The organism is Janthinobacterium sp. GMG1, from assembly GCF_034427795.1.
Taxonomy (GTDB): Bacteria; Pseudomonadota; Gammaproteobacteria; order Burkholderiales; family Burkholderiaceae_D; genus Janthinobacterium.
The window spans coordinates 476,207-502,625 of record NZ_JAXQNT010000004.1 but is presented as its reverse complement, the minus strand read 5'-3'; the positions used below and the strand labels follow the sequence as shown (position 1 = coordinate 502,625).

The 26,419-nt window shown below is 66.0% G+C and carries 26 protein-coding genes; 15 read left to right on the top strand and 11 right to left on the bottom strand.

The genetic code is table 11. The annotated features are described in order from the left end of the window. Positions 1–8: 8 nt before the first annotated feature. Both SJI03_RS14240 and SJI03_RS14235 read left to right on the top strand, forming a co-directional pair. A complete protein-coding gene (locus tag SJI03_RS14240; protein WP_322427611.1) occupies positions 9–2,981 on the top strand; it encodes a triple tyrosine motif-containing protein in 2,973 nt (990 codons plus the stop codon). A gap of 115 nt (positions 2,982–3,096) precedes the next feature. Next, the gene (locus SJI03_RS14235; protein WP_322427610.1) at positions 3,097–3,468 is read left to right on the top strand and encodes a lysozyme inhibitor LprI family protein; all 372 of its coding nucleotides are present in this window, start codon (positions 3,097–3,099) and stop codon (positions 3,466–3,468) included. 110 nt (positions 3,469–3,578) lie between these two features. On the opposite strand, the gene SJI03_RS14230 is transcribed toward SJI03_RS14235, so the two are convergent. Continuing rightward, on the bottom strand, positions 3,579–5,159 hold the full coding sequence (locus tag SJI03_RS14230) for a CYTH and CHAD domain-containing protein (protein WP_322427609.1): 1,581 nt from the start codon (positions 5,157–5,159) through the stop codon (positions 3,579–3,581). Positions 5,160–5,280: 121 nt separating this feature from the next. On the opposite strand from SJI03_RS14230, the gene mgrA reads away from it, so the two are divergent. After that, positions 5,281–6,321, top strand: a complete 1,041-nt coding sequence (gene mgrA, locus SJI03_RS14225; protein WP_322427608.1) for an L-glyceraldehyde 3-phosphate reductase — start codon at positions 5,281–5,283, stop codon at positions 6,319–6,321. Positions 6,322–6,326: 5 nt separating this feature from the next. Here mgrA and SJI03_RS14220 read toward each other — a convergent pair whose 3' ends face one another. From SJI03_RS14220 to SJI03_RS14210, 3 genes are all read right to left on the bottom strand, one after another. After that, on the bottom strand, positions 6,327–6,815 hold the full coding sequence (locus tag SJI03_RS14220) for a DUF2244 domain-containing protein (protein WP_322427607.1): 489 nt from the start codon (positions 6,813–6,815) through the stop codon (positions 6,327–6,329). Between the two features lie 73 nt (positions 6,816–6,888). Next, positions 6,889–7,206, bottom strand: coding sequence for a hypothetical protein (locus SJI03_RS14215; RefSeq protein WP_099378920.1), 318 nt, complete (start codon positions 7,204–7,206; stop codon positions 6,889–6,891). Positions 7,207–7,302: 96 nt separating this feature from the next. After that, a complete protein-coding gene (locus tag SJI03_RS14210; RefSeq protein ID WP_322427606.1) occupies positions 7,303–7,608 on the bottom strand; it encodes a hypothetical protein in 306 nt (101 codons plus the stop codon). A gap of 286 nt (positions 7,609–7,894) precedes the next feature. On the opposite strand from SJI03_RS14210, the gene SJI03_RS14205 reads away from it, so the two are divergent. From SJI03_RS14205 to SJI03_RS14175, 7 genes are all read left to right on the top strand, one after another. Beyond that, positions 7,895–8,212, top strand: a complete 318-nt coding sequence (locus tag SJI03_RS14205; protein ID WP_099378918.1) for a DUF4148 domain-containing protein — start codon at positions 7,895–7,897, stop codon at positions 8,210–8,212. 127 nt (positions 8,213–8,339) lie between these two features. Further along, the gene (locus SJI03_RS14200) at positions 8,340–9,752 is read left to right on the top strand and encodes an efflux transporter outer membrane subunit (protein WP_099378917.1); all 1,413 of its coding nucleotides are present in this window, start codon (positions 8,340–8,342) and stop codon (positions 9,750–9,752) included. 73 nt (positions 9,753–9,825) lie between these two features. After that, positions 9,826–10,332, top strand: a complete 507-nt coding sequence (locus SJI03_RS14195) for a MarR family winged helix-turn-helix transcriptional regulator (RefSeq protein WP_046682655.1) — start codon at positions 9,826–9,828, stop codon at positions 10,330–10,332. 10 nt (positions 10,333–10,342) lie between these two features. Next, the gene (locus SJI03_RS14190; RefSeq protein ID WP_322427605.1) at positions 10,343–12,499 is read left to right on the top strand and encodes an FUSC family protein; all 2,157 of its coding nucleotides are present in this window, start codon (positions 10,343–10,345) and stop codon (positions 12,497–12,499) included. Then, positions 12,489–12,689 carry a DUF1656 domain-containing protein gene (locus SJI03_RS14185; protein ID WP_086138240.1) on the top strand — a complete coding sequence of 67 codons (201 nt, stop codon included), beginning with the start codon at positions 12,489–12,491 and terminating at the stop codon, positions 12,687–12,689. Before SJI03_RS14190 ends, SJI03_RS14185 begins: the two co-directional genes overlap by 11 nt. A gap of 41 nt (positions 12,690–12,730) precedes the next feature. Continuing rightward, on the top strand, positions 12,731–13,636 hold the full coding sequence (locus SJI03_RS14180) for an efflux RND transporter periplasmic adaptor subunit (RefSeq protein ID WP_322427604.1): 906 nt from the start codon (positions 12,731–12,733) through the stop codon (positions 13,634–13,636). Continuing rightward, positions 13,633–14,547, top strand: coding sequence for a LysR family transcriptional regulator (locus tag SJI03_RS14175; RefSeq protein ID WP_322427603.1), 915 nt, complete (start codon positions 13,633–13,635; stop codon positions 14,545–14,547). Before SJI03_RS14180 ends, SJI03_RS14175 begins: the two co-directional genes overlap by 4 nt. Positions 14,548–14,557: 10 nt before the next feature. On the opposite strand, the gene SJI03_RS14170 is transcribed toward SJI03_RS14175, so the two are convergent. The 5 genes from SJI03_RS14170 to SJI03_RS14150 all read right to left on the bottom strand — a co-directional run bounded on the left by SJI03_RS14170 (position 14,558) and on the right by SJI03_RS14150 (position 18,627). After that, positions 14,558–15,088: an ester cyclase gene (locus tag SJI03_RS14170; RefSeq protein WP_099378914.1), complete on the bottom strand. Its 531-nt coding sequence runs from the start codon at positions 15,086–15,088 to the stop codon at positions 14,558–14,560. Between the two features lie 120 nt (positions 15,089–15,208). Further along, a complete protein-coding gene (locus tag SJI03_RS14165) occupies positions 15,209–15,955 on the bottom strand; it encodes an SDR family oxidoreductase (RefSeq protein ID WP_322427602.1) in 747 nt (248 codons plus the stop codon). Positions 15,956–16,036: 81 nt separating this feature from the next. Beyond that, positions 16,037–16,261 carry a hypothetical protein gene (locus tag SJI03_RS14160; protein ID WP_322427601.1) on the bottom strand — a complete coding sequence of 75 codons (225 nt, stop codon included), beginning with the start codon at positions 16,259–16,261 and terminating at the stop codon, positions 16,037–16,039. A gap of 12 nt (positions 16,262–16,273) precedes the next feature. Then, a complete protein-coding gene (locus SJI03_RS14155; RefSeq protein WP_322427600.1) occupies positions 16,274–16,945 on the bottom strand; it encodes a thiol:disulfide interchange protein DsbA/DsbL in 672 nt (223 codons plus the stop codon). A gap of 146 nt (positions 16,946–17,091) precedes the next feature. Then, entirely contained in the window at positions 17,092–18,627 is a 1,536-nt protein-coding gene (locus SJI03_RS14150) for a TonB-dependent receptor (protein ID WP_322427599.1), read from the bottom strand. 245 nt (positions 18,628–18,872) lie between these two features. Here SJI03_RS14150 and SJI03_RS14145 point away from each other — a divergent pair, with 245 nt between their 5' ends. Together SJI03_RS14145 and SJI03_RS14140 are read left to right on the top strand one after the other, a co-directional pair. Continuing rightward, positions 18,873–21,161, top strand: a complete 2,289-nt coding sequence (locus SJI03_RS14145; protein ID WP_322427598.1) for a M1 family metallopeptidase — start codon at positions 18,873–18,875, stop codon at positions 21,159–21,161. Then, positions 21,158–22,042: a hypothetical protein gene (locus SJI03_RS14140; protein WP_322427597.1), complete on the top strand. Its 885-nt coding sequence runs from the start codon at positions 21,158–21,160 to the stop codon at positions 22,040–22,042. Before SJI03_RS14145 ends, SJI03_RS14140 begins: the two co-directional genes overlap by 4 nt. Here the strand turns inward: SJI03_RS14140 and SJI03_RS14135 are convergent, their stop codons facing one another. Then, positions 22,043–22,933, bottom strand: a complete 891-nt coding sequence (locus SJI03_RS14135) for a LysR family transcriptional regulator (RefSeq protein WP_322427596.1) — start codon at positions 22,931–22,933, stop codon at positions 22,043–22,045. A 113-nt stretch (positions 22,934–23,046) separates the two neighbouring features. Between SJI03_RS14135 and SJI03_RS14130 the strand changes: the two genes are divergently transcribed. Beyond that, positions 23,047–23,850 carry a class III extradiol ring-cleavage dioxygenase gene (locus tag SJI03_RS14130; protein WP_322427595.1) on the top strand — a complete coding sequence of 268 codons (804 nt, stop codon included), beginning with the start codon at positions 23,047–23,049 and terminating at the stop codon, positions 23,848–23,850. A gap of 69 nt (positions 23,851–23,919) precedes the next feature. On the opposite strand, the gene ylqF is transcribed toward SJI03_RS14130, so the two are convergent. Then, the gene (gene ylqF / locus SJI03_RS14125; protein ID WP_035825692.1) at positions 23,920–24,840 is read right to left on the bottom strand and encodes a ribosome biogenesis GTPase YlqF; all 921 of its coding nucleotides are present in this window, start codon (positions 24,838–24,840) and stop codon (positions 23,920–23,922) included. Positions 24,841–25,069: 229 nt separating this feature from the next. Here ylqF and SJI03_RS14120 point away from each other — a divergent pair, with 229 nt between their 5' ends. Then, positions 25,070–25,867, top strand: a complete 798-nt coding sequence (locus tag SJI03_RS14120; RefSeq protein ID WP_322427594.1) for a hypothetical protein — start codon at positions 25,070–25,072, stop codon at positions 25,865–25,867. Between the two features lie 153 nt (positions 25,868–26,020). After that, on the top strand, positions 26,021–26,413 hold the full coding sequence (locus SJI03_RS14115; protein ID WP_099378907.1) for a hypothetical protein: 393 nt from the start codon (positions 26,021–26,023) through the stop codon (positions 26,411–26,413). The last annotated feature ends 6 nt before the right edge of the window (positions 26,414–26,419 follow it).

The window sequence follows — 26,419 nt, the reverse complement described above, 5'->3', positions numbered from 1 at the left end:
CTGCCCCGATGTCCGCTCGCCTGCTGCGCCGCCTGTTGATCCTGCCCCTGCTGGCGTGCCACCTGCACGCATGCGCGGCCGCCCCATCGCCCCTGCTGTCCGACTATACCCACAACGCCTGGGGCGCCCTGCAAGGCGCGCCCGTCGATGTGTTGAAATTCGCCCAGGGCAAGGATGGCTGGCTGTGGATCGCCACGGCCACCGGCTTGTACCGCTACGATGGCGTGCGCTTCGAGCGCGTCGACAGCGTATATGGCCACCGCTTACCGTCAAGCAATGTGCTGGGCCTGGCCACGCCGCAGGACGGCGCCGTGTGGGTCGGCTACCGCCTCGGCGGCGTCAGCGTCTTTCGCCAGGGCGCCACGCGCACCTACCGGGAAGCAGATGGCTTACCGTCGGGCGCCGTGTTCCATATCGAGGCAGCGCCCGACGGCGCCATCTGGGTCGGCACGCGCGATGGCGCGGCGCGCCTGGCGCCTGGCGCGGACCGCTTCGTTGCACAAGCCGCTAACGTGGGCCTGCCCGACAAGCGCGTGTACCAGATCCTGTTCGGGCGCAATGGCACGCAGTGGATGGGCACCATGCATGGCGTGTATTTCAGGAAGCCGGGCCAGACGCGCTTTTCGCATGCCTGGCCGCGCACCATGCTCACCAGCATGGATGAAGCGCCCGATGGCGCCATCTGGGCCGTCGACAGCCAGAGCAATTACTATCGCGTGCGCACCAGCGCGCCACACGGCGATGCACTCATCCGTCCCGACGCCAGGGGCAACAGCCTCCGCTTCGACCGCGCCGGCACCATGTGGCTGATGCAGCCCGACGGCATCGAGCGCAAGTTCGACCCTTCCGGTCCCAGCCTGCCGGCCCAGCGCCTGACGCGCCAGAACGGCATCAGCGGCCCGCTGCCGCAAACCTCGTTCCAGGACCGCGAAGGCAATCTGTGGTTTGGCACGTCGACGGGACTGGACCGGCTGCGGCCGAACCGCCTGCAAACCTTGCCCGTCGCCGTACCCTTCGACCATCCCGGCATGCTGCCGGGGCCCGATGGCGACGTGTGGATCGGCGACTACGTGGGCGACGTGCGCAGCTTTTCGGCCGACGGCGTGAAAAAAGTGGTATTGAAAGGGGCGCTGGCGGCCAGCCACTGGGCGCCCGATGGCACGCTGTGGCTGGGCAACGAGCAGGAACTGCACCATCGCGCGCGCAATGGCGCCATGACGCGCGTGGTGCCACCCGTGCAAGGACTCGATCCGCAGGCGCTGCAGCAGGATCGCTCGGGCGCCCTGTGGGCCTCGTTTTCCGGCGGCGGGCTGTTTCGCCTGGGCGAAGGAAAATGGATCACGAACGGCGGTTTATCCGGCCTGCCGGCGGTGCTGACCACGGCCATGGCGATCGATGGCGCCGGCACCGTCTGGCTGGGCCATGCCGACAATACCATCAGCCTGGTGGCCGAGGGGCAGCGCGCAGGCGCCGTCAGGCGGCTTGGCGCGCCCGAGGGCCTGCAAGTGGGCACCGTGCTACAGCTGTACCGCGATGGCGACGCGATGTGGGCCGGCGGCGAAAACGGCGTGGCCCTGTACCGCGCCGGCCGCTTCCACACCTTGCGCGGCGCGCACGGCGCGGCGTTTCGCGGCGTGTCGGGCATCGTGCGCCTGCCGGACGGCGACCTGTGGCTGCACGGCGCGGATGGCATAGCCCATATCGCCGCCGCCAGCCTGGCCGCGTGGATGCGGGACGGCAGCGCCGTCACCTCGGAACGCTTCGACGCGCTCGACGGCTTGCAGGGCCATGCCTCGCAGCTGCGCCCCGTACCGTCGCTGATCCATGCGCCCGATGGCAAGCTGTGGTTTTCCACCTCGGCCACCATCGCCATGCTCGACCCGCTGCATATCCGCCGCAACGCCCTGGCGCCGCCCGTGCAGATCCACAGCTTGCTGGCCGATGGCGCGCGTTATGCGCTGGACGATGGCAAGCCTCTGCACCTGCCGCAGGGCAGCAAGTCCCTGCAGATCGGCTTCACGGCCCTGAGCCTGTCGATGCCGGAACGCGTACGCCTGCGCTACAAGCTGGCGGGCGTCGACGCGGGCTGGCAGGAAGCGGTGGGACGCCGCGAGGCGTACTACACCAATCTTGCGCCAGGCAGCTACCGCTTCGACGTCACGGCCGCCAACGAAGACGGCGTGTGGAACACGCAGGGAGCGGGGCTCGACATCGTCATCGCGCCCGCCTTCGTGCAAACGCCGTGGTTCATCGTGCTGCTGGCGCTGGGCGCCGCGCTGCTGCTGTATGGCGGCTATGTGCTGCGCATCCGCCACCTGACGCGCAATATGCAGGAACGGCTGCAGGAACGCTTGCAGGAGCGCCTGGCCGAACGCTCGCGCATCGCCCGTTCGCTGCACGACACCCTGCTGCAAAGCGTGCAAGGCCTGATCCTGTCGTTCCATGCGCATGCGGACATGCTGCCCAAGGGCACGCGCGAACGGGCGCGCCTCGATGGCACGCTCAACCTGGCCGACCAGCTGCTGATCGAAGGGCGCGACCAGATCATGGACTTGCGCGCTTCGGCCGAACCCGACGAACTGCGCCTCGCGCTGCAGCAATTCGGCAAGGGCCTGGCCGAGCACCGCGCGCACGCGTTCACGGTGCATGTCAGCGGCACCTGCCGGCGCCTGCAGCCGCGCGTGCACGACGAAATCTATGCCATCGCGCGCGAAGCGCTGTTCAACGCCTCGCGCTATGCCGAGGCGGCAAACATCGTGCTGGAACTCGACTATGCGGAACAGGCCTTCACGCTGCGCGTGCGCGACGACGGCTGCGGCCTCGATGACGCCGTGGCGCAAACAGGCCAGCGGCCCGGCCACTGGGGCCTGGTCGGCATGCGCGAGCGCGCCGCCAACATCGAGGCCAGCCTGCGCATCGACAGCCGCCCCGGCGCCGGCACGCAGATCGAAGTGAGCGTGCCGGGCCGCCTGGCCTATTGACGGCGCTGGCGGGCGCGCCCGCAAGCGTCTGCGGCCTCGATGAAAAATGTTGTACGATGCGCAAGAGCAATACCTTGCTCGCCCATCCAGCCACACCACTTTCTGAAAGCACCCGATGAAAAAATACCTGCTCGCCCTGCTGCTCTGCGCCTCCGGCTCCGCCTTCGCCAACTCGGCCTGCGACACGCCGCGCAACGACTTCGACGGCCTGTATTGCCTCAACAAGGTCTACCAGGAAGCGGACAAGGAACTCAACGCCAACTACAAGAAACTCGCCGCCCAGCTCGATGCCGGCGGCAAGCAAAAGCTGAAATCGGGCCAGCTGGCGTGGATAAGCAACCGCAACCAGAATTGCTCCAAACGCGAATCGTCGGGCTTTTATGTGAACCTTGATTGCGCCACCCAGACCACCATCGAACGCGCGCAATTTTTGCAAGACCGCGTGCGCGAATGCGTGAGCGCCGGTTGCCAGAACAGCAAACTGTGAGCTGAAGCTGCGCGCCATGGCCGCCCCGCACCGGTCGCAACTGGCCATTCTTGAGCGCCAGTTGCCACGCCCGCTGGCCTGGCGGGGCCACACGCCACCGCCAATACGGCTCAGGCCGGCAAGCGGGCTGCCTTGAAGCGCCGCCAAGCCTTGCGCATGCTGCCATCGCTGCCCTGCGCCTGTGCGTGCGCCGCCAGGTAGCCGCGCACGAAAGCCGCGTGCAGCCGCAGCCCGTCCTGGGCGGACTGGTCAGCCTGAACCTCGGGCAATTGCTGCAGCAGCCGGTCGGCCACCTGCACATCGTTGAGCCAGCCCAGCTCATCCTGCAGCACGGACAGCCGCCCCACATACGGTTGCACGGCGCGCGCGGCAAACAGCGAGGCAAAAAATTCCGTCGCATAGCGCGTCTTCTTGGCCGCGATGCGCACGCGGTGGCGCTGCTGCGGCGTGGCATGCAGCAGGCGCTTGCCGCGCTTCATCAGGCGGCGCTGATCCTTGCGCAGGGTGGCGCGGGCAAACGGCGAGACGTGCGCGTCCAGGCGCCGCACTTGCCGCGCAGAACAGCTGTCGCGCCAGGCGCGCGCCTGCAGCCAGCGCTGCACGCCCAGCATGCAGGCCGTGTAGCGCGCCGACGTGACGGCCTGGGCCGCTTGCACGTGCTTGAGGCGGGCCTGCGCGTGCGCCGCCTCCGCCAGCGCCGCCGCATCCGTGGCCGCCTCGCCATCGAGCTGCGCCAGGGTATTGCCTGCCAACACATCCCAGTCGCGCGCCTCGCCCAGCGCGCCGCCCAGCCAGTCGAGTTCAGCCTTCAAGGCGTCCGGCAAGGCCAGCAGCGCCTTGAACATGCCCAGCGCCGAGCGCAAACGGCGCAGGCCCACGCGCATCTGGTGCACGCTTTCCACATCCTCGCCCGCCGCCACGCCATCCTGGTTGCCGCTGACTTGCTCCAGGCAATTGCCGGCGATGGCCAGGAATACCTGCTCCACGGACATCGCCGCGTCCAGCGCCAAAGGCTGCGCCTTGACCGCCCGCAGGGGCTGCGACACCGCGAGGCGGTAGCCGCGCTCCGCCTTGCTCATGTGGCCCAGTTGCAGCGGCACGTCCTGCAGCAGGGCCAGCGCCACGTCGAACAGGCTGGCGGCCTGCCCCTGCTTCAACTCCAGCTCGATCTCGCTGACGGGCACGCTGTGCACGACACCATCGGCACCATCGGCCCCGTCCGCGCCGCGTTCAATGACACCCTGGTCCAGCACGCATTCGATCTCGTCGCCCTGCGGCGTGCGCAACTGCCATACGGTGCGCTCCATGCGCGTGGTAAACACGGGCTGCAAGGCGTCGCGGATGGCGTCCTGGCGCAGCAGCGCGCGGATGGGCTGCTTGTGGCCGATGGCCGCATCGAGCGCGGCGAGGTCCGGTTGCGGCCCGGGCACCTCGCCTTCCCATTCATGGCGGCTGTGCAAGCCGCCGCTGACGCTGCCGCCGGCCTTCAGGGTTTGCAGCCAGCGCCCGTCCACCTGGCGCACGCGCAAGCCTGCCTGGTGGCGGCACAGCTGCAAATCGGGCGTATCGACATAGATATCGTGCATCTGCAGCACCAGGGGCGCACCTTGCGTAGTCTGCGCCAGCAACGGGTGCGTGCGCAGGCGGGGGGCGTCTTGCGGCGCCAGCAACAATTTCAATTCGATTTCCATGACCGCTCCTTGCGAGACTCCTCAACGCCCATTGTAAGGCGCGTCCGGTCGCGCGCAAGGCGCACGCACACCGGCCTTGATTTTGCGCGAAAATAGGCGCTTCATTCAACCAGGAGATGCCATGACCTACCACGCCGCCGAAAACCGCTACGACAGCATGCCATACCGCACCTGCGGGCGCAGCGGGCTGAAACTGCCGCTGCTGTCGCTGGGACTGTGGCACAACTTTGGCGACAGCAACAGCCTCGCTTCCCAGCGCGACATGCTGCGCACGGCGTTTGACCTCGGCATCACGCATTTCGACCTGGCGAACAACTACGGCCCGCCGTATGGCAGCGCGGAAAGCAATTTCGGCAAGCTGCTACGCGACGATTTTCTACCGTACCGCGATGAACTGATCATTTCCACCAAGGCGGGCTGGGACATGTGGCCGGGGCCGTACGGCCAGGGCGGCGGTTCGCGCAAATACGTGCTGGCCAGCCTGGACCAGAGCCTGCAACGCCTGGGCCTCGATTACGTCGACATCTTTTACTCGCACCGCTACGACGCCGACACGCCGCTGGAAGAAACCATGGGTGCGCTGGCCACCGCCGTGCAACAGGGCAAGGCGCTGTACGTGGGCCTGTCCTCGTACTCTCCGCAAAAGACGGCCGAAGCGGCCAAGCTGCTGAAAGAGTGGAAAGTGCCGTGCCTGATCCACCAGCCAGCCTACAACATGCTCAACCGCTGGATCGAGGAAGACGGCTTGCTCGATACCTTGCAACAGGAGGGCATGGGTTGCATCACGTTCACGGCGCTGGCGCAGGGACTGCTGAGCGACAAATACCTCGATGGCGTACCGCAGGATGCCCGCGTCAACCGCCCCGGCGGCGGCTCGCTGCTGCAAAAACACCTGAGCGCGGAAAACCTGGCCCGCGTGCGCGCGCTGAACCAGATCGCCGCCCAGCGGGGGCAAACCCTGGCGCAGATGGCGCTGGCCTGGGTGTTGCGCGATCCCCGCGTCACCTCGACCCTGATCGGCGCGAGCAGCAGCGCGCAAATCCGCGAAAACGTGGCCGCACTGCAGCAATTGTCGTTCACGGCCGACGAGCTGGCCGCCATCGACGTGCAGGCGCGCGAAGGCCATATCAATCTGTGGGAAGGTCCTTCGCGGGCCGTGTAAGCCGATCACGGTGGCGCTGGCGGCGACAGGGGCGGTGGCAACAGGGCCAGCAGTTCCTGCGCCACCTGCCTTCGCCGTTCGGGCGTGGCAAACACGCCGACTTCGACGTGTGCTCCACCACCGCCGATATCCTTGATGTGTATCAACTGGCGCGGCCACTGCGGCACATCGATGCGCGTGCGCCACGGATGAAAATGGTGGCGCCGGCAATGCCCGGCACTGACCTGTTCGATGATCAACTCACCGTCGCGCAAGGCAATGTGTTCGTAGTCGCGCGCGTGGCGCAGGTAATGCAGCAGGGCGAAGGCCACCAAGGCCAGTTCGGCAAACGAAAAAACGGGGATGTACCAGAGGCCGCGCAATGCAAAGGCGGCGGCAACGACGAGGGAAAACAGGCACAGCAAGCCGTAGGCGCGCAGCAACTGGCGCGCCGTCAAGGCACTGTGGCGCGCGAGCAGCCATTGCGGCTGCTCGCGCGAGTGATCGCGTGGCATGACGCCTCCCGCACTATCGCTCCATCACCGCAGCGGCCCTCGCCGCCACAGGTTCAGCCAGATTGCGCCCGGCTCAGGCGCCCATGCGCACCAGCGCGTGACCCACGTGCTGCCACCAGTGATCGCGCGACTTGACCTGTTTCAGGCAAGACGTGTCGATTTCCACCGGGAAGACGCGATCCTGGCACACCTTCATTTCCAGGGCGTAGCGCTGGTTTTCCGCAGCCGCCAGGGCCACGACGAGCCAGAACGCCAGCGCCAGCAAAACCACCAGCAAACTCCAGGCCAGGTGATTGGTGTTACTTTTTTCGCCAAAAAACTCGCGCGGCCGCGTCTCGCGGTACATCGACATCAAGTCTTTTTCTTTCTCTTCCGACATCTGCGTTTGCATCCTCTGACATCCTATCCTGTGCCGGCCGGCTGGCCATGGCGGCGCGCACGCCGCCTTGCCCACATTTTACGCTGATGGCGCAGGAGAGGCGGTAATTCATGAGGGCAATTCGCCATCGCCTCCCTCTTCCGGCCGCACGGGCGCCAGACTTTCCACATGATCGACATCGATGTCGCCGCCATCGGGCGCCGTATTGCGCGGCTCCACGCCGGCCCGCTCGCCCGTACCGGCCGCATCGCTGTCGTTGTCCAGTGCTTCCGCATCCTGGCCCGGCACGCCCTGCATGTCGCTGCCGCTGTCGGAACTGTCGCTGGGGCCGAGTGCGCCCTTGCCATGGCCGCTGCCCAGGACGCCGTCGGGCGTGACGGGCAAATTGTCCGGATCGAGTGTGCTGCCGTTCATGGCGATCTCCCATTCACAAAAAAACCAGCTTACTCGCCTGGCCTGACTGGCGGCGCACGCCTGCACGGCATTTTCCAAGGAGAAAATGCGGCGGCGCACAACTATTTTCAGAAAATACTTCACAAATGTACTATTCATTGCTATAGTTAATTCAAGTAAGCATCTTCTCATCCAGAAACTGCTTCATCGGCGGCACGGCGCCCACCAGCGCCATGCCGACGAACCGACCGGTACGTGGCGATCCGGCCCATCCACCCAGCCATCATGCACATTTTGGAGTCTTATCATGCAAGCCAAATCACTCATCGCAGCATTGTTTGCCATCACCACCGCCACCTCGGCTTTCGCCCAAAGCACCGCGCCTGCCGCTGCCAGCCAGCAACTCACGCGCGCTGACGTCACGGCCGAATACATCCGTGCCCGCAACGCCGGCGAAATCGCCACCAGCGAAGTCGACTATCCGAAAACGCCGGCCACCGCCGCCAGCAACGTGACGCGCGAACAAGTCATGGCCGAGTTCTACGCCGCCCGCAAGGCTGGCCTGATCCCGCAAACGGAAGCGGACTTTGACGTCGCGCAAACGACAAAACACGTCGTGAAATAAGAAACCAGTCAGCCGGTTTCAGTCAGTAACACATCTCAGTTGCGGCGCAGCACTCGGGCCACTCCCGAAGCTCACCGCGGCGAGCTGTCAGCAGCACCCCCAACACGATCTTTCCCGGAGTCCCTGCATGCCCCTGCACCGCCGTTTGCTTGCCGCCAGCCTGATCCTTGCCTTGAGCGCGTGCGCCGACATGGGCCATATCGCGCCGCAATCGGCCATGCTCGACGCTAACAAGCTGCAATCGAGCCAGGCCATGGATGCCGCCGCCAGTGCCGCCATCCAATGGCCCCGCACGCAATGGTGGCAAGACTTGCACGACCCCCAATTGAACCGCCTGATGGACCAGGCGCTGGCCGATAGCCCCACCCTGCGCGGCGCCCAGGCGCGCGTGCGCCAGGCCGAGGCGCTGGCCGGCGCTGCCGAGGACAAGACCCGCCCACAGGCGGACGCGAGTGTTTCCATCAACCGCGAACTGTATTCGCAGCATGGCAGCACGCCGGCGCCGCTGGCCGGCAATTACGCCTGGCGCAACCAGGCCACCGTCACGGCGTCGTACGACCTGGACCTGTGGGGCCGCAACCGCGCCGCCCTGTCCGCCGCCCTGGGCGACGTGCAACTGGCGTCGGCCGAATCGCAGATGGCCCGCCTGGCCCTGGAAACGGCGCTGGTGCGCACCTACATCCAGCTGTCGTATGAGTTCCGGGTGCAGGATGTGATCGAACGCAGCCTGGCGCAGCGCGCCCGCATCCTCGACATCACGCGCCAGCGCAAGGCGGCCGGCATCGGCACGGACATCGACGTGGCGCAAATAGAAACCACCTTGCCGGCCGGCCGCCGCCAGCTGGAGCAGTCGGCCGAATCGCTGGCCCTGCTGCGCAACCAGCTGGCCGCCCTGGCAGGCAAGGGGCCGGCCGCCGGTGCGGCGCTCACGCGTCCCGTGCTGCGCCTGGACCAGCCGCTGGCCATTCCCGCCGCCCTGCCGGCCGAGCTGATCGGCCGCCGCCCCGACATCGCCGCCCAGCGCTGGCGCGTGGAAGCGGCGGCGCAGCGCATCGACGCGGCCAAGGCCGAGTTCTACCCGAACGTCAACCTGGTGGCCTTTGCCGGCTTCCAGGCCTTTGGTTTCAGCCATTTTCTGGACGCCAACTCGGACATCCGCGGCGTCTCGCCCGCGCTGAGCCTGCCCATCTTTGCCGGCGCCCGTTTGCGCGCCCAGCTGGGCAGCCAGACGGCCGTGTATGACGGCGCCGTGGAGCAATACAACGCCACCGTCATCAACGCCATGTCGGACGTGGCCAATGCCGTCACCAAGGCGCAATCGCTGGCGAAACAGCACCAGCTGACCGTGCAGGCGCTGGCGACGGCGCAGCGCGCGCGCGACCTGGCGGAAAAGGCCTACAAGGCAGGCATGAGCGACGCCATCGCCATGCTCAACACGCAAGTGGCGCTGCTGGCGGAAGAACAGCAGCAGGCGCAGAATGGGGCGCGCGAGCTCGATCTGTACGTTTCCTTGATGAATGCACTGGGAGGCGGCATCTGAGCTTGCAATCCTGGCATTGCCCTAGCCCAACAAGATACAATCGGAACTTTATTCACACATGAAGGAATATGACATGACCGCTTTTGACGCCACCTCCAAGCGGCTGCAAAACATCCGCACGCGCATGCCAGGCTTCCCCATGGAACTGATGCGTTTATTGCGCATGACGTACCACATTCAAAAAGGCATGAAGGACCTGACCAACGCCGCGCTGAAAAAGCACGATCTGGTCGATGCCAGCTACATGGTGCTGGCCGTGCTGTACGGCACGGACGACGAAACCTCGAACGCCTGCACCCTGGGCATGGCCTGCCATGAAAAGCCGGCCAACCTGACACGCGTGTGCAACGACCTGGAAACGCGCGGCCTGATCCACCGCGGCACGCGCCCCGGCGACCGCCGCTCCGTGATGATCTCGCTGACCGACAAGGGCCGCGCCCTGATCGAAACGGCGCTGCCCGACGTGTACCAGGAAACCTCGGCCCTGTACGAAGGCTTCACGGAAGAAGAGCTGCAAGTGCTCGACAAGCTGTACATGCGCCAGTTGCGCAACCTCAACAATCTCAACAACCAGAACTGATAGCCTATCGATGACGCCAGCCACAGCAACAAAACCCACATACGGCCCCCTGACCCAGGCGGCCCGCTGGCTGGCGCTGGCGCTGCAGGACTGGCGCGCGACGGAAGGCGAACGCTGGATCTACGTCGCCAAGACCCTCATCGCATCCTTCTGCGCCCTGTGGCTGGCCTACCGCCTGGGCCTCGATTCGCCCAGCACGGCGATGACCACCACCATCATCCTGGCCCTGCCCAGCAGCGGCATGGTGCTGGAAAAAAGCTTTTACCGCCTGTGCGGCACCCTGCTGGGATGCACGGCCGCGCTGACCCTGATCGGCCTGTTCCCGCAGCAGCCCGTGCTGCTGTTCGCCGGCCTGGCCCTGTGGGTGGGCCTGTGCACGAGCGGCTCGGCCCTGCACCGCAACGCCCAGTCGTATGTGTACGTGCTGGCCGGCTACACGGCCTGCATGATCGTGCTGCCCGCCATCGAGCAGCCGATGCAGGTGTTCGCGCTGGCCGTCACGCGGGTGGCCGAAGTGAGCCTGGGCATCATCTGCTCGGCGGCGGTTTCCAGCGTGCTGCTGCCACGCCACCAGGGCACGCAGGTGATGCGCACGGTACAGGCCCGCTACGGAAAATTCCTCACCTTTTGCCAGGACGTGCTGCAGCAAAAGCTCACGCCGGCGCAGGTGGAACTGACGCATCTGCAGTTTGCCGCCGACGTGGCGGCGCTGGAACTGGGGCGCTCGGCCGCCCTGTTCGAAGTCACCAGCAAGGTGAGCCACGTGCGCGCACAAAACCGCAAGCTGCACGCCTTCAACGCCACCTTCATGACGGCGCTGACCACCTTCTATACCTTCCACCGCCTGTTCGATCGCCTGCAGCGCGACGATGAAACGCTGGTCATGCAAGCCTGCGCGCCCCTGTACGCCATCGTCGCCGAGGCGCTGCAAACGACGCCGTCGCAAGACTCGCTCGACACCATGCAGCGGCATCTGCAGACGGCGCTGGGCCAGGCGCGCGCGGAGATCGACGGCGCCGCCATCGCGCATGCGCAGCGCATCGATTTCGATACCGTGTGCGAGCTGCTCGAGCGCTTCGCGCGCGACATGAGCCGCTTTCACGAAGTGTATTTCAGCCTGGCGCACGACACGCCGCTGGAAATCAGCACGCCGCAGGCTTACGCGCCGAAGACGCCACCTGCGCTGGTGATCGCCAGCGGCGCGCGCGCGGCCATCAGTCTGGCCCTGCTGGCGCTGGGCGCCTACTTCCTCGCCTGGCCCTACGCCAGCACGGCGATGCTGATGGCGGCCGTGTTCTGCGCGCTGGCCTCGTCCTCGCCGCGCCCCATCCTGATGATCCGCCAGGTGCTGGCAGGCTTCCTCATCGCCATGCCGCTGTCGCTCGTCTGCGTGTATTTCGTGCTGGTGCACGGCGACGGCTTCCCCATGCTGGTACTCAGTTTTGCGCCCTTCCTGGCCGTCGGCCTGTATCTGATGACGAATCCCGCCAAGCTGGGCGTGGGCCTGGGCGTGTCGACCTTCATCACGCAGATGGCGCCGACGAATCTGATGCACGTCGATGGCGCGGCCTTTTTGAACACGGGCATGGCCCTGATCGTCGGCCTGATGCTGGCCGCCCTCGTGTTTGCCGTGCTGCTGCCCGAGCACACGATGGGCCACAAGGACCATATCGGCCGCGCACTGTGGCGCGAAGCGCTGCATGCGTGCACGGCGCCCGCGCGGCGCGTGAAACACCGCTTCGACAACCGCGTGCGCGACCTGCTCAGCCAGCTTAATGCGGCGGCCGGACCGGCGCCGGGCGAGGCCACGCGCGCCGTCGTGCGCCAGGCCCTGACCCTGCTGGAAATTGGCCATTCCGTGATCGAATTGCGCGAACTGATCGCCACGGCCCGGCCGGGCGCCACGCCTCACGCGCTGCAACAGTGCGTGGACCACATCGCCACCTGGCTGCGCACGCGCAGCGACACGGCACTGCAGGCGGCCCTGGCGGCCACCCTGCAGGCGGGCGCCGTGGTGCGCGCGGCGCAGACGGAAGCGGGTGCGACGCAAGAACGCAAGCAGGAGCAAGACCTGCGCCTGCACACGGCATTGGCCGACCTGCATTCGATCTACACCTCATTGCTCGACCACATGGCGCCTGGCGCCGGAGACCACCATGCCGCGTGAATTCGCCCTGTTCGGAATTTTGATTCCCACCCTGCTGCCCCTGTTCATCCTCAGCATAGTCCTGCAAACCCTGCTCGACCGCGTGCTGGGCTGGCTGGGCGTGTACCGCATGGTGTGGCACCCGTCGCTGGCGCGGCTGTGCATCTTCATCGCCATCTTCGGCGCGCTGGCTTTATCGCTGTACAAATAATTAAAAAAACTGTTCAACCCCATCAAGGAAAGGCTGCCGCCATGGTAAGCAAACTGACCCGCTATGCAATCACCCTGCTGCTACTGGCCGCAGCCCTGTGGATAGGCAAGACCGTCTGGGACCGCTACATGGAGTCGCCGTGGACGCGCGATGGCCGTATCAAGGCCGACATCGTCAACATCAGCGCCGACGTCGCCGGCACCGTCACGGACGTGCTGGTGCGCGACAACCAGGTGGTGCAAAAGGGAGATATCCTGTTCGTCGTCGACAAGGAGCGCTATGCCAGCGCGCTGGCGCAGGCCGACGCCGTGCTGGCCGCGCAAAAAACGGAGCAGGGCCGCCGCGGCAAGGAAGCGCAGCGTCGCGCAGGCCTGGACGCCAGCATCATTTCCACGGAAAGCCGCGAAAGCGCCGGCTTTGCCGCCAGCTCGGCCTCGTCGCAAGTGCAGGCTGCCATGGCCGCGCGCACCCTGGCGCAATTGAACCTGGAGCGCACCACCGTGCGTGCGCCCGTCAGCGGCTACGTGACGAACCTGAACGTGCACAAGGGCGACTTCGCCGCCGTCGGCGCGGCCAAGCTGGCCGTCATCGACAGCGCCTCGTACTATGTCGTCGGCTACTTCGAAGAGACCAAGCTGGGCATGCTGGCGCAGGACGACAAGGCGGAAATGAACCTGATGAGCGGCGGCACCCTGCATGGCCACATCGAAAGCATCGCGCGCGGCATCACCGACCGCGACGCCGCCACGGGCCGCGAATTGCTGGCCGACGTCAACCCCACCTTCAACTGGGTGCGTCTGGCGCAGCGCGTGCCCGTGCGCATCCACATCGACGAGCAGCCGAAGGGACAACTGCTGGTGGCAGGCACCACTTGCACCGTGGTGATCACGCCCCATTCGGCTCATTCGGCACCGGCGCCGAAACCAGCGGCCGCGCACCCGGCATGATCCGCGGCGGCGCCGGACGCCTGGCGGAAATCGCCCTGTTCCTCGACGCCGCGGCGCTGGGCAGCTTTTCCGCGGCCGGCCGCAAGCACGGCCTGTCGCCGGCCGCCGCCAGCGCCGCCATCGCGCGCCTGGAAACGGCGCTGGGCGTCACCCTGTTCGAGCGCACCACGCGCCAGCTGCGCCTGACGGACGAAGGTGCGCACTACCGCCGCTACAGCGAACAGGCGCTGGACTTGCTGGCGCAGGCCGAAGACGGCTTGCACGCGGGCGGCGCCGTGCGCGGCGTGGTGCGCATCTCGGCGCCGTCCGACATCGGCCGCCAGTTGCTGCTGCCGATGCTCGACCGCTTTGCCGCGCTGCACCCGCAGGTGCGCCATGTGCTGACCCTGACGGACGCCACGGCCAACCTGGTGCAGGACGACGTCGACCTGGCCATCCGCTACGGCGAGCTGCCCGACAGCGACATGGTGGCGCGCCTGCTGCACCCGGGCCGGCGCGTCGTGTGCGTAGCGCCCGCGCTGGCCGCCAGGGTCGGTTTGCCAGCCGCGCCGCGCGACCTGGCGTCGCTGCCGACGCTCGTGCTGACGGCCGACGACGGCGCGCCGCAGGAATGGCGCTACCGCGAAGACGGCAAGCGCCACAGCCTGCGCCTGCAGGGCGCCTGGCACAGCAACGACGGCGAAATCATCCGCCGCTGGGCAGTGGCCGGCCATGGCTATGCCTACAAATCTCTGCTCGACATCGGCGATGACCTGCGCGCAGGGCGCCTGCAGACGGTGCTCGACGATCACTTTGCCGATAGCGTCCCCCTGAACCTGCTGTACCGGCGCAGCCGCTTCCAGGCGCCGCGCATCACCCTGCTGGCCGACTTCCTGCAGCAGCAGTTCGCCGCCCTGCCAGCCCAGCGCTAAGGGGCCACGCTCAGGGCACCAGCACGCCCAGCTGCCGCAGCAGCGTCAAATTATCTTCCAGGTGCCAGTTGTCGCTGATGCGTCCCTGCGCATTGACCCGGTACAAATCAAACGCGTAAAAGTCGATGGATTGCCCCTGACCGCGCAGCTCGCCCTGTGGCGTGGGGAAGACGCCCGTGAAATGGCCCGTAAAATGCAGGCGCAAGGTGACCCGGTCACCGGCTACCAGCATGTCGTCGATGGTCACCTGCAAGTCCGGCACGGCAGCGTGGAACACCTGCGATGCCTGCAGCGGGCCGGCCCATCCCTGTGGACGCCCGGCGGGCAAGGTGCGGTCGGTAAAATCGTCGGCCAGCGCCTGGCGCGCCACGGCTGGATCGCCGCTCTGCCAGAACGCGGCGTAGCGGCGCGCGGCCAGCACCACCTTGTCGGTGGCAGCGGCGCCGGCCAGGTGGGCCGGCATGGGCAGATTGACGACGGCATGGGCTGGCGCGGCGGCCAGCAGCGACAGGGCGAGGATGGCGGGGGCAAAAGCGGGCATGGTAGTTCCAAATGAGTTGATCGGCGTGCCTACTGCAATGGCACCCCGCCATTCTGGACTCGCTTGCCCCATTTGATAATTAACCCTGCGCTTGAATCAGTTGCTTGCAGAAGTTGAAAATCAGCGCCCGCCCGCCACGTCGAGGATGCTGCCCGTCACATACGTGGCGTCCGGTCCCAGCAGGTACAGGATGGCGCCGGCAATTTCTTCCGGCTGGCCGCCCCGCTGCATCGGCACGCCGGACGCCAGGCGCGCCACCCGTCCCGGCTCTCCGCCCGAAGCGTGGATCTCCGTGTAGATGATGCCGGGCCGCACGCCGTTGACGCGGATGCCCTCGGCCGCCACTTCCTTCGCCAGGCCCAGGGTCAAGGTGTCGACGGCGCCTTTCGAGGCAGCGTAATCGATGTATTCGCCCGGGGAGCCGATGCGCGCGGCCACCGACGAGACGTTCACGATGCGCCCGCCCTGCCCGCCATTCGCCGTCGACATGCGCTGCACGGCTTGCTGGCAGCACAGGAAATAACTGATCACGTTGGTGCGCAGCACGCGTTCGAGACGCTGCACGGAAATGTCGGCCAGCCGGCATTTCTGCTCCAGCACGCCCACATTGTTGACCAGCGCCGTGAGCGTCCCCAGGCGCGCGTCGATTTCCGCAAACAGGCGTTCCACGTCCGCTTCATCGCTGACGTCAGCCTGCACAGCGATGGCCTCGCCCCCGTCGGCCACGATGCGCGCACACAGTTCCCCGGCCGCCTGCGCATCGCGCACATAATTGACGCACACGGCATAGCCCTGGCGCGCCGCCAGCTGCGCCGTCGCTGCACCGATGCCGCGGCTGCTGCCGGTAATCAAGATCACTTCCTTCATTGTCCCTCCTGAATAGTTGTGGCTTCATCATACGCGGACGAAAAAAAACCCGCGCGCGGCGGGTTTTTCGTACTGATACTTTCAATTTCGGAAATGCGTCATGGCGTAAGTCAAGTGCTGCCACCAGTGTTCGCGCGACCGCACGGACGCCAGGCATTTCGCATCGACCTCGTTCTTGAACGCGGGGTCCACGCAAGCCTTGGTGACCAGCGCATTGCGCTGGTTTTCCACGCTGACGACGGCGATCGCCAGCCACGCCACGAGGGCAAGAGCCAGTGCGCACAAGGTCCAGGGCAGCTGTTTCATGATGCGCTCCGCTTACTTCTTCGCTGGCGCCGGGGCGCGCTCTTTCAGCACGCGCGCCACCAGTTCATCCATCACGCGCAGGGTCGCTGTCTGGGTCTGCGGCTCGGACTGCCCCGGACGCGACAGCTGCGCCGGCGACGTCACGAAGCGGCCATCGATGACGATGGTCGGCGCGCTGTCGATCTTGCTGGCGGCGATCAGCTGCTCGTTGCGTTTCAGCTTGGTCTGCACGCCGAAGGAATTGAACATGTCCAGGTACTTCGCCTTGTCGATGCCGTTCTTGACCAGCAGGTCGAGGATGGCGTCATCGCGGTTCAGGCGGTTGCGCTCGACGTGGATGGCGCGGAATATCTTATCGTGGAACTGGTCCAGCTGGCCCATCGCTTCCAGGGTGGCATAGGCGTGCGCCTGCGGGTCTTTCGGGCCGGAGAAGGCCAGGTGGATGCGGCGGAAGGCGATCTTGTCGCCCTGCTTCTTGACCCAGTCGTGCATCAGCGGATCGAGCGCGTAGCAATGCGGGCAGGAATACATGAAGTACTCCACCACTTCCACCTTCTTGCCCGTGTCCGTGCGCACTGGCGTCGGGAGCGTGGTAAAGCCGGTATCGGCCGCCATGGCGCCGCCGGTGGCCGCCACCAGGGTGACGGCGGCAAGCAGGGGACGCAAGAAACGCAGAAAACGCATAATAATCCTTCATCATAAATGGTCGTGAACGGGGCGAGATTACCACTTTTTGCGCCGCGCGATGAGGCCCGGGCGGAAAAAAGCCGTGTTTATCGCCCCGCTTTGCGTCCGCTTAAGCCGCATTTAAGCCCCGCTGCGCTCGCTCCTCAAAAATGGTAGCGCGCCGACATGCGCAGCTGGCGCGCGTCGTTGAGGTAAATGCTGGAACGGCAACCGGGCGCATCGCCGTAATGGCGGCGGTTGGCCAGGTTGCTGCCGGCCAGTTCCAGCTCCCAGGCGCCCAGCTTGCGCACATAGCGCCCGTCCACGGTGGCAAACGCAGGCACTTGCGCCAGGCAGCTGTTGGCGAAATCGGGACCGTAGCGCAGTGCGCGCAGCCATTGCACGCCCACGTCGCCACTGGCGCCGCCCTGCCCCGTCCAGTACAGGCGCAGGCTGGCCAGGGTCTTGGGCACGAGGGCGATATCCGGGCCGTCATAGGCATAATCGTCATAGCGCGCATGCACTTGGCGCACTTGAGCGTCGAGGCGCCAGTCGCGCGCCAGCGCCATGCTGGCCTCGATGGCGATGCCGTCTCGGCGCGAGGGGTCGAGGTTGCCCGCAAAGCCCAGCTGGCCCAGGCTCTGGTCGAAGACGATCTGGTTGCTCAGGCGCTCGCTGAACACGCGCACGGAAGCGCTGCGCGCCGCGTCGCCGAAGGTGGCGCCCACTTCCATGTCGCGCCGCAGCTGGCCCGCCAGGGGGCGGTAGCCGGCACGGGTATAGCCATCGTCGTCGATGCGGTAGCTGCGCGCAGCCTGGGCGTACACGCTCAGTTGCGGGCGCAATTGCAGGCTGCCCTGCACGTCCCAGGCATTCTGGTTTTCCCAGTCGCTGCCGCCGGCGGGCAGGTCGGCCGGATCGAGCTGGAACTGTTCATGCCGCAGCCCCAGCAGCAGTCGCGGCGCATACGGGCCGCCGAAGGCCAGCTCCTCGCGCAGCAGCAGCGCGCGCGAATACTGGCGGCGCTGCCCGTCGCCATCGCGGCCCGAGCGCCGCTGCCACTGCATCAGGTCCAGGCCCACTTCCGTATCCGTGCCCACGCCGCCCACCTTGCCGTAATGGCGCAGGCGCGGCGCCAGTTGCCGGCGACGGCTGCTGTATCTCGATTCACTGCTGCCGTCCTCGCCCGCATAGTGGGCCGCGGCGCGCTTTTCCCGCTGCGACAGTTCCACGCCCAGCTCGAACTTGCCGACATAGCGCTGCACGAAAGCGCTGGCGCGCCGCACCTCATAGCGGTACAGGTCTTCGGGACGGGCCGCCAGCAAGGCCAGGAACGGCGCCTCGGGCGCGGGATAGCGGGTGTCCTGGTTCAGCTGGTCGGCGCTGAAGCCGAAGCGGCCCTGGCGCGCCTTCCATTCCGCGCCGCCGTTGAAGCCGCGCTGGTGAAACACGCTGCCATCGCGGTAATTGCCGTTGCGCAGAGCGTCGACGGCTGCATCGAGCGTCATGCCGCCCTGCTCGCGCGACAGGGCGCCGCGCACGCTGTGCTGGCCGCCCTGCCCCAGTTCGGCGGACACGTCGCCATGCGTGACGCCGGCCGCGCCGCCATCCACGCCATCCTGCGCGCACGCCGGCATGGCCAGGGCGCACAGCAGCAAGGCGCGCGTAGCGATGGTCAGGATGGGAGGGGCAGGCATCATGGCGGCAGGCTTGAGGCGTCACCGCGGCGCGGGCGCGCGCTGGTGGAACGGAGCGATGGCAAAAGCGAATCATTATACGCACGGCGCGCGGCGCCGCAAGCGCCAGCCCGATGGTACTTTCCTTATGCCAATATTTTATTGGTGATTTGGCATTTTTGTAGGTATATTAAGCTGCGCCCGGCGATCCTGGGCGCAGCCGACTGCATTTAAAAATCAACAATAAGAAGTCACTGTGGGAGTCACGCATGGAAAGTCGTAGCACAACGCGCCAGGGGCCACCAAGTCCCCGCGGCACGCGCCGCAGCATTGGTTTTTTCCCCATCTCGGGCAAGCTCAAAGCCCTCTCCATCGCCGCCCTGCTGCTGGCCGGCCTCGCCCTGCAGGCCGACCTGTTGGCCCAGCCGGGCCAAGGCAAGCCGGCCAGCGCGCCCATGCCGCTGGCGCCATCGGCCGACGGCATCGCCCTGGCGTCGCCGCACGCGTCGGCCGTCAGCACGCCCAGCGCCAGCAACGCCTGGGGCGGTGCGCGCACGGGCGCGCAAGCGACCCTGTCGGACCGCGTGGTCGACTACCAGATCGAAGCGACGCTCGATCCCGTCAAGCACACGATCGACGGCCAGCAGAAACTGCGCTGGCGCAACCGCAGCGCGCAAGCCGTCAGCAGCGTCTACCTGCACTTGTACCTGAACGCCTTCGAAGGCGAACATTCGACCTTCTTTACCGAAAAGCGCAAGCTCGACACGGGCTTCCGCTCGGGCGTCGACACGCGCGACGGCGAGTGGGGCTACATCGAACTGCGCAGCATGACGCAGAACGGCGCCAAGGCGCCCTGGCATTTCGTCCAGCCGGACAACGGCCCGGCCACCGACCGCACCGTCGTGCGCGTCGACTTGCCGCAAGCCGTCGCGCCGGGCGCCGAGACGACGCTCGACATCCGCTTCTTCGACCAGTTGCCGCGCGTCATCGCGCGCACCGGCTATTTCGGCAGCTTCCACCTGGTGGGCCAGTGGTTCCCGAAGATCGCCGTGCTGGAACTGCCCGGCGAACGGGGCGCCACCGCGCCGCGCTGGAACGCGCATGAATTCCACCTCAATTCGGAGTTCTACGCCGATTTCGGCAACTACGACGTAAAGCTGACCGTGCCCAAGGAGTACACGGTGGGCGCCACGGGCGAATTGCAGGGCGCGCCGCAGGAAAAGAACGGCATGCTCACGCATCACTATGTGCAGGGCGACGTGCACGATTTCGCCTGGACGGCCGACAAGCGCAGCGCGCAGCCGCTGACAGGCAGCTGGAGCGATCCTGGCAGCCCGCCCGTGACCATCAAGGTGCTGTACCCGCCCGAATACGCGTCGAACGCGGCACCCGCGCTGCAGGCGGCGAAGGACTCGCTCACGTATTTCTCGCGCACCCTGGGCCCGTATCCGTACAAGACCCTGACGGTGGTGATTCCGCCGTTTAACGCGGCCGAAGCGGGCGGCATGGAATATCCGACCTTCATCACGGCGTCGAGCTACGCCAACCTGCAGCCGAAGACCATACCCGAATTCGGCCTCGATTTCGTCACCATCCACGAATTCGGCCATGGCTATTTCTATGGCATCCTGGCCTCGAACGAATTCGAGGAACCGATCCTCGACGAAGGCTTGAACGAGTACTGGGACCAGCGCATGCTGCGCGCGCGCGACCAGCACATCCACGCCACCACGCCCCTGCTCAAGCGCCTGGGATTCGATCCCGTCTTCAAGGTCTTCGAATTCGAGCGCATGGCAGCGCCGCGCCAGGATGCGGCCGACCCGCTGGGCCAGAACGCGTGGAACCGCCTGCAGGGCGTAGGCCCCGTCTACAGCCGCACGGCCATCACCATGCGCGACCTGGAAGCGCGCATCGGCAGCGAAGCCATGGAACGGGGCTTCAAGGCCTATTACGAACAGTGGAAATTCCGCCATCCGAGCGTGGCCGACCTGCGCGAAACGCTGGCCGAGGCGACGGGCCAGCGCCGCATCGTGGAGCAGGTCTTCGCGCAGCAAGTGTATGCCAGCGCGAACATCGACGACCGCATCGGCACCTTCACCAGCGAAGAGCAGACGCCGCTGGCCGGCACGGCGCTGGTGAACGGCAAGCGCGTGGAACATACGGCCGAAGCGCTTGAAAAAGAGGAGAAAAAGGTACGCGAGGCGTGGGACAAGTCGCACCCTGACGCCAAGCCCGGCACGGGACCGTATCCGTATCTCACCAGCGTGGTCTTGCGCCGTCGCGGCGCGCCCGTGCCGCAGGTGCTGCTGGTGAAGTTCGCCGACGGCAGCTCCGAACGCGTGGTGTGGGACAACGAGCAGCTGTGGCAGCGCTACACCTGGAGCAAGCCCGTGAAGGCCGTCTCGGCCGAACTGGACCCGGACCGCGTGCACTACCTCGACGTCAACAAGCTTGATGACAGCCGCACCCTGAAAGCCGATACCTCGGCCTCGCGGCGCTGGAGCTTCGACCTTGCCGCCGTCTTCCAATACCTCCTTTCCCTGATTGCCATCGTATGAGCGCCACTTCCACGACACGGGCCAGCGGCCTGACCCTGACCATGCGCGCCAGCCGCGCCGCCCTGCAATGGCGCTTGCTGCTGCTGTGGGCGGGCCTGCTGCTGATCCCCGCCATCCTTGCCGTCATTCCCCTCTGGCGCACCTTGGGCGCCAGCCTCGATAACGCCGTGCATGCGGCGGCCCTGGCGCACAAGCTCGACCTGATGACCCTGGCCGACCTGGTGGCCAATACGGGGCGCAACGGCGCCGCCATCAGCCAGGCCGCCATCACGGGCATCGTGCTGGCCCTGCTGCTGTCGCCGCTGCTGAGCGGCCTGGTGGTGACGGCCGCGCGCGCGCCGGTGCCGCTCGGCTTCGGTCCCCTGCTGACGGGCGCCTTCAGTGAATACGGCCGCATGCTGCGCATGCTGTTGTGGAGCATCGTGCCGCTGGGCGTGGCGCTGGCGATCGGCGCCGGCGCGCTGAAACTGGCCGACAAGCACGCGGCGAAAGCCATCCTGGAAGCCGACGCCGACCTGGCCCGCCACCTGGCCTTGCTGCTCACGGGCGTGCTGTTCCTGCTGGCCTGCGCCACGCTCGACGCCGGCCGCGCGGCGCTGGCCGTCGACCGTCGCCGCACCTCGGCCGTCAAGGCCTGGTGGCGGGGCCTCGGCATGCTGCGCCGGCGTCCGCTTGCCAGCCTGGCCATCTACCTCGTCATCACCTTGCTGGGACTGGCGCTGTATGCGCTGCTGGGCGTGGCGCGCCTGAACCTGGCCGCGCCCGGTCCACTGGCCATCGTGGCCGGCCTGCTGGTGACGCAGCTGGCGGCGCTGGTGCTGGCGTGGATGCGCAGCGCGCGCCTGTTCGCGCTGATCGACGTCAAGCGCTCGCTGGCGTAATCAAGTCCCCAGGCGCCCTTCATCGGCGAGGAAGTCGATGAAGGTGCGCACTTTCGAGGACAGGTAGCGGCGGCTCGTGTAGACGGCGTACACCTTGCCGCCCGCCAGCTTGAAATCATCGAAAAGGCGCACCAGCCGCCCGGCCGCCAGATCCGCATCCGTCTGCCACGACGGCAGCAGCGCGATGCCCATGCCGTCGAGCGAGGCCGCATGCAGCAGGCTTTCGTTATTGCATTGCAGGACAGGCGAGAACTTCACCGTCTCGCGTCCCTGCGGCCCGTCGAAATCCAGTTCATTGCCGTTTGCCAACAAGGAATAGCTGATCATGGCGTGTTGCGCCAGGTCTTGCGGCACGTGCGGGTGGCCCGCGCGCGCCAGGTAGGCGGGCGCGGCCACCAAGTGGAATTCGATGCTGCCGATGGGCCGCGCGATCAGGGTCGGTGATGGGGCCTGGCTCACGCGCAGGGCCAGGTCGAACCCCTCTTCCACCAGGTTGACGACTCTCCCGCTGAGGTCGATATCGAACGTGACTTCCGGAAAGCGTTCGCGGTAGGCGGCCAGGGTGCACGTGAAGATGGCGTTGGCGAACCAGACGGGCGCGCTCAGGCGCAGCATGCCGCGCGGCACCACTGTCGTGCGGCCGACCGTCGCTTCCACCTCGTCGAGATTGTCGAGCATGTCGCGGCACTGTTCAAAATACACCTTGCCGATTTCCGTCAAGCTCAGGTGGCGGCTGCTGCGGTTCAGCAGGCGCGCGCCCAGGTGGCGCTCCAGGTGCATCACATGCTTGCTGACCATGGCCGGCGACAGATCGAGGCGCTCGCTGGCGCGCACAAAACTGTCGAGTTCCACCACGGCGCGAAACACGCGCATGCTGCGCAAGGTATCCATGACCATCCCATCATCAACAAAATGGAAATGATATATCAATAATTGCGATCTTGATCAACTGACTGCGCATGACTATCATGGTCCCATCATCAGCCATTCCTTCTGGAGCCGCCATGCAAGAGCACACCTTCCCTACTTACTTCCTGTCGCACGGCGGCGGCCCGTGGCCGTTCATGAAAGACCAGTTCGGCGGCCGCTACGACGTGCTGGAAGCGTCGTTGCAGGATATCCCGCGCCAGATCGGCGCGCGGCCGAAAGCCGTGCTGGTCGTCACAGCGCACTGGGAAGGGCCGCAATTTCTCGTTTCGGCCAGCCCCCGGCCGGGCATGATCTATGACTATTCGGGCTTCCCGCCGCACACGTACCAGATCCAGTACCCGGCGCCCGGCGCGCCGGAACTGGCGGCGCAGGTGAAACAATTGCTGGACGCGGCCGGCCATCCGGCGCGCCTCGACCACGAGCGCGGTTTCGACCACGGCACCTTCAGCGCCCTGTTCCCCATCTACCCGCAGGCCGACATGCCGCTGGTGCAACTGTCGCTGAAACATGGTTACGACCCGCTCACGCACGTCGAGGTGGGCCGCGCGCTGGCCAGCCTGCGCCGCCAGGGCGTGCTGATACTGGGCAGCGGCCTCAGTTACCATAACCTGCGCCAGTTCGGCCAGGCGGGCGCCGTCGCCTCGCACCAGTTCGATGCCTGGCTGCGTCAGGCCATGGCCTTGCCCCCAGAACAACGGCTGGAGCAATTGCTGGCCTGGGACCAGGCACCCGGCGCGCGCCAGGCCCATCCGCAGGAAGACCATCTGCTGCCGCTGATGGTGGCGCTCGGCGCGGCCGAGCAGGAAGCGGCGCAGGTCGTGTACCACGAGGAGAATTTCTTTGGGGCGCTGGCGGTGACAAGCTTCAAATTCGGCTAATCGGCTAGCACATGAAAAAAGCGCCGCGACATTGCTGTCGCGGCGCTTTTTTCATGCTGAAGCGGTAACTTACGTGCCGCGCTTGCCGCGCGCCGCATTCTTCGCCTTCTCGGCAGCAATCTCCGCTGCCTTGGCCGCTTTTTCCGCCATTTCAGCCGCGTGCTGGGCCAGCAAGGCAGCGCGCGTGTCCGGCGTTTCCAGAGAGATACGTCCGAGGATGCCGCTGCGGTAGTCGAGCAGCAAGGTATGCGAGGCTTTCTCGAAATCGTAGTCACCGCCCTTGATGCGGAAGCCGCGCTTGGCGGCGATGCCTTCGACCACGCCGATGGCGTCGACTTCATCGACCTTGGTGCCGTAGCGGGTCGCCAGCAAGTCCGGGTAGCGCTTGAGCAATTCTTCGGCCAGGAATACGGCCACTTCCTCTTCGATCAGTGCGTTCGAGCCGATGGCGTGGCTGGCCGCCAGCATCAGGCCGTCGCTCGGGATGGCGATCTTCGGCCACAGCATGCCGGGGGTGTCGACGAGGATGGTGTTCTTGTCCAAGTACAGCTTTTGCTGCATCTTTGTAACAGCCGGCTCGTCGCCCACCTTGGCCACGCGCTTTTTCAGCAACGCGTTCATCAAGGTCGACTTGCCCACGTTGGGGATGCCCATGATCATGATGCGCAGCGGTTTCGTTGGCACGCCGCGGTGCGGCGCCAGCGATTTGGCCAGGTCCGGAATGCGCGCCACGTCGCCCGGCTTCTTGGTCGTCATCGCATACGCGGTCACGCCTTCCTGGGCATTGAAATAGGCCACCCAGGCGGCTGTCGCGGCAGGATCGGCCAGGTCGGTCTTGTTGAGGATTTTCAGGCAAGGGCGCTGGCGGAACAGGCGCAGCTCGTCCACCATGGGATTGCAGCTGGCTGCCGGCAGGCGCGCGTCCACCACTTCAATCACCAGATCGGTGTTTTCCATGGTCTCGGCCGCTTTCTTGCGGGCCGCGTTCATGTGTCCTGGGTACCATTGTATCGCCATGCTCTTGCTTTCAAAATCGTTCGGTCAATCCGCTATTTTACGTGGTTGCCGCCACGACGTCCCATTTTCCGCCGCCAACGCCAGCCGTGCGACATGAACGAGACAATTGGTGATAATTTGGCAGTTACATGAATGATAAGATCCGCAGTCCGTCCAGCCTGGACGGGTTTCCCCATCGCAAGCTTAACCTGGCACGCATTCCATGCATCTTCCCCGCTTCTGCCTCCTCGCCGCCCTCTACGCCTGCCTGCTGCCCGTCATGGCCCAGCAACAAGCAGCGGCGCCGGGCGACCCGGTGAACCAGGAAATGCAACAGATTGTCGACGTGCAAAGCACGCGCGATCCCGACCTGCGTCCCTACCGCACCATGCTCAGGGGACTCGACGCATATGCCGACCACCAGCGCCTGGCGCCGGGCGCGCCGCTGCGCTTCATGCTGATCCCCGCCACGCCCCAGGCCAGGCTCGATGGCGTGACCTTGCACCTGTCGGCCGACAACCTGTCGATCCCCGTGCCGCTGGCAGCGGACGGCGGCTTCACCTTGTCGCGCGACAAGACCGCCTACGATGCGAATGCCGACCTGGTCAGCAACAAGAAGCGCGACACCTTGCGCTGGCGCGCCGACATCCACACGCCGGGCTTGCCGCAGAACGTGCGCCGGCTGGGCGACTTGCGCCTGGAATGCGAAATCCGCTGGGCCGTCGAGCAGGATGAGCTGTCTTTTGTGCGGCGCAACCTGTTCCGCCTGGCAGGCGGGCCGTGCCACTCATCGCTGATCCACGTGCCGTTTCCCGTCGTGCGCAAGCTGCTTGCCGTGCAGGCGCGCTCGGGCGAGCGCACGCTGGACATCCGCGTCACGCAAGACCGGCAGCGCTACGTGCCACCGCTGCATGACGTGAACTGGGACGACAATACCCTGCTGACCCTGACCTATGCCGACGATGGAAAAATGGCTGGAGCCGCCCCGGCTGCGCCCTTGCAGGCGGCGCAGCGCCAGTAAAGGCACCGCTCGCGCAGCCAGGTCAAATATTTCCACATGGATTCTTATATTTACTGAAAGAAACAAAAAAGTATGCTCTAATATCGCCTCTTAAATGAAAAGCAATTATTTTCCAGGCTGGCTCCGGGAGATACGCGATGGGAATAGCTCGATATGATGATGGAACACACTGGCACGGCGCCAGCGGTACACGGGGAATGCGAACGTGGCAGCTCGCGCCCGGCCAAGGCGGCGCCCAAGCGCGTGCCGCGCAATGGCAGCCTGTTGCAGTGGAAGAAGGAATCCCTGCAGTTGCAGGGGCAAGTAGCGCAGCTGGAAGAACGGTTGAAGCGCCAGAGCGCCGACAGCTATGGCTTGCAAGTGCTGTATGACCAATTGGTCAATGAAATCAAGCACCACCGCGACATGTTGCAGCTCGACAGCTTCGATGCGGATAAATCATCGCTCGTCTACACGCAAGCCTGGCGCCGCTTCATGGCTGGCGACGCGCTCGACTACCAGACGCACCGCCACACGAATTCCCGCAGCCGCCCCAGCTTGCTGTAGTTATAA

Bases quoted from the DNA above. Each gene is read 5' to 3' on its own strand.
- SJI03_RS14215 (WP_099378920.1), bottom strand. From the start codon at position 7,206: ATGCAAACGCAGATGTCGGAAGAGAAAGAAAAAGACTTGATGTCGATG.
- SJI03_RS14235 (WP_322427610.1), top strand. From the start codon at position 3,097: ATGAAAAAATACCTGCTCGCCCTGCTGCTCTGCGCCTCCGGCTCCGCC.
- SJI03_RS14135 (WP_322427596.1), bottom strand. From the start codon at position 22,933: ATGGATACCTTGCGCAGCATGCGCGTGTTTCGCGCCGTGGTGGAACTC.
- SJI03_RS14240 (WP_322427611.1), top strand. From the start codon at position 9: ATGTCCGCTCGCCTGCTGCGCCGCCTGTTGATCCTGCCCCTGCTGGCG.
- SJI03_RS14220 (WP_322427607.1), bottom strand. From the start codon at position 6,815: ATGCCACGCGATCACTCGCGCGAGCAGCCGCAATGGCTGCTCGCGCGC.
- mgrA (WP_322427608.1), top strand. From the start codon at position 5,281: ATGACCTACCACGCCGCCGAAAACCGCTACGACAGCATGCCATACCGC.
- SJI03_RS14195 (WP_046682655.1), top strand. From the start codon at position 9,826: ATGACCGCTTTTGACGCCACCTCCAAGCGGCTGCAAAACATCCGCACG.
- SJI03_RS14120 (WP_322427594.1), top strand. From the start codon at position 25,070: ATGCATCTTCCCCGCTTCTGCCTCCTCGCCGCCCTCTACGCCTGCCTG.
- SJI03_RS14210 (WP_322427606.1), bottom strand. From the start codon at position 7,608: ATGAACGGCAGCACACTCGATCCGGACAATTTGCCCGTCACGCCCGAC.
- SJI03_RS14180 (WP_322427604.1), top strand. From the start codon at position 12,731: ATGGTAAGCAAACTGACCCGCTATGCAATCACCCTGCTGCTACTGGCC.
- SJI03_RS14130 (WP_322427595.1), top strand. From the start codon at position 23,047: ATGCAAGAGCACACCTTCCCTACTTACTTCCTGTCGCACGGCGGCGGC.
- SJI03_RS14145 (WP_322427598.1), top strand. From the start codon at position 18,873: ATGGAAAGTCGTAGCACAACGCGCCAGGGGCCACCAAGTCCCCGCGGC.
- SJI03_RS14190 (WP_322427605.1), top strand. From the start codon at position 10,343: ATGACGCCAGCCACAGCAACAAAACCCACATACGGCCCCCTGACCCAG.
- SJI03_RS14160 (WP_322427601.1), bottom strand. From the start codon at position 16,261: ATGAAACAGCTGCCCTGGACCTTGTGCGCACTGGCTCTTGCCCTCGTG.
- SJI03_RS14230 (WP_322427609.1), bottom strand. From the start codon at position 5,159: ATGGAAATCGAATTGAAATTGTTGCTGGCGCCGCAAGACGCCCCCCGC.
- ylqF (WP_035825692.1), bottom strand. From the start codon at position 24,840: ATGAACGCGGCCCGCAAGAAAGCGGCCGAGACCATGGAAAACACCGAT.
- SJI03_RS14185 (WP_086138240.1), top strand. From the start codon at position 12,489: ATGCCGCGTGAATTCGCCCTGTTCGGAATTTTGATTCCCACCCTGCTG.
- SJI03_RS14200 (WP_099378917.1), top strand. From the start codon at position 8,340: ATGCCCCTGCACCGCCGTTTGCTTGCCGCCAGCCTGATCCTTGCCTTG.
- SJI03_RS14205 (WP_099378918.1), top strand. From the start codon at position 7,895: ATGCAAGCCAAATCACTCATCGCAGCATTGTTTGCCATCACCACCGCC.
- SJI03_RS14170 (WP_099378914.1), bottom strand. From the start codon at position 15,088: ATGCCCGCTTTTGCCCCCGCCATCCTCGCCCTGTCGCTGCTGGCCGCC.
- SJI03_RS14150 (WP_322427599.1), bottom strand. From the start codon at position 18,627: ATGATGCCTGCCCCTCCCATCCTGACCATCGCTACGCGCGCCTTGCTG.
- SJI03_RS14140 (WP_322427597.1), top strand. From the start codon at position 21,158: ATGAGCGCCACTTCCACGACACGGGCCAGCGGCCTGACCCTGACCATG.
- SJI03_RS14165 (WP_322427602.1), bottom strand. From the start codon at position 15,955: ATGAAGGAAGTGATCTTGATTACCGGCAGCAGCCGCGGCATCGGTGCA.
- SJI03_RS14115 (WP_099378907.1), top strand. From the start codon at position 26,021: ATGATGATGGAACACACTGGCACGGCGCCAGCGGTACACGGGGAATGC.
- SJI03_RS14175 (WP_322427603.1), top strand. From the start codon at position 13,633: ATGATCCGCGGCGGCGCCGGACGCCTGGCGGAAATCGCCCTGTTCCTC.
- SJI03_RS14155 (WP_322427600.1), bottom strand. From the start codon at position 16,945: ATGCGTTTTCTGCGTTTCTTGCGTCCCCTGCTTGCCGCCGTCACCCTG.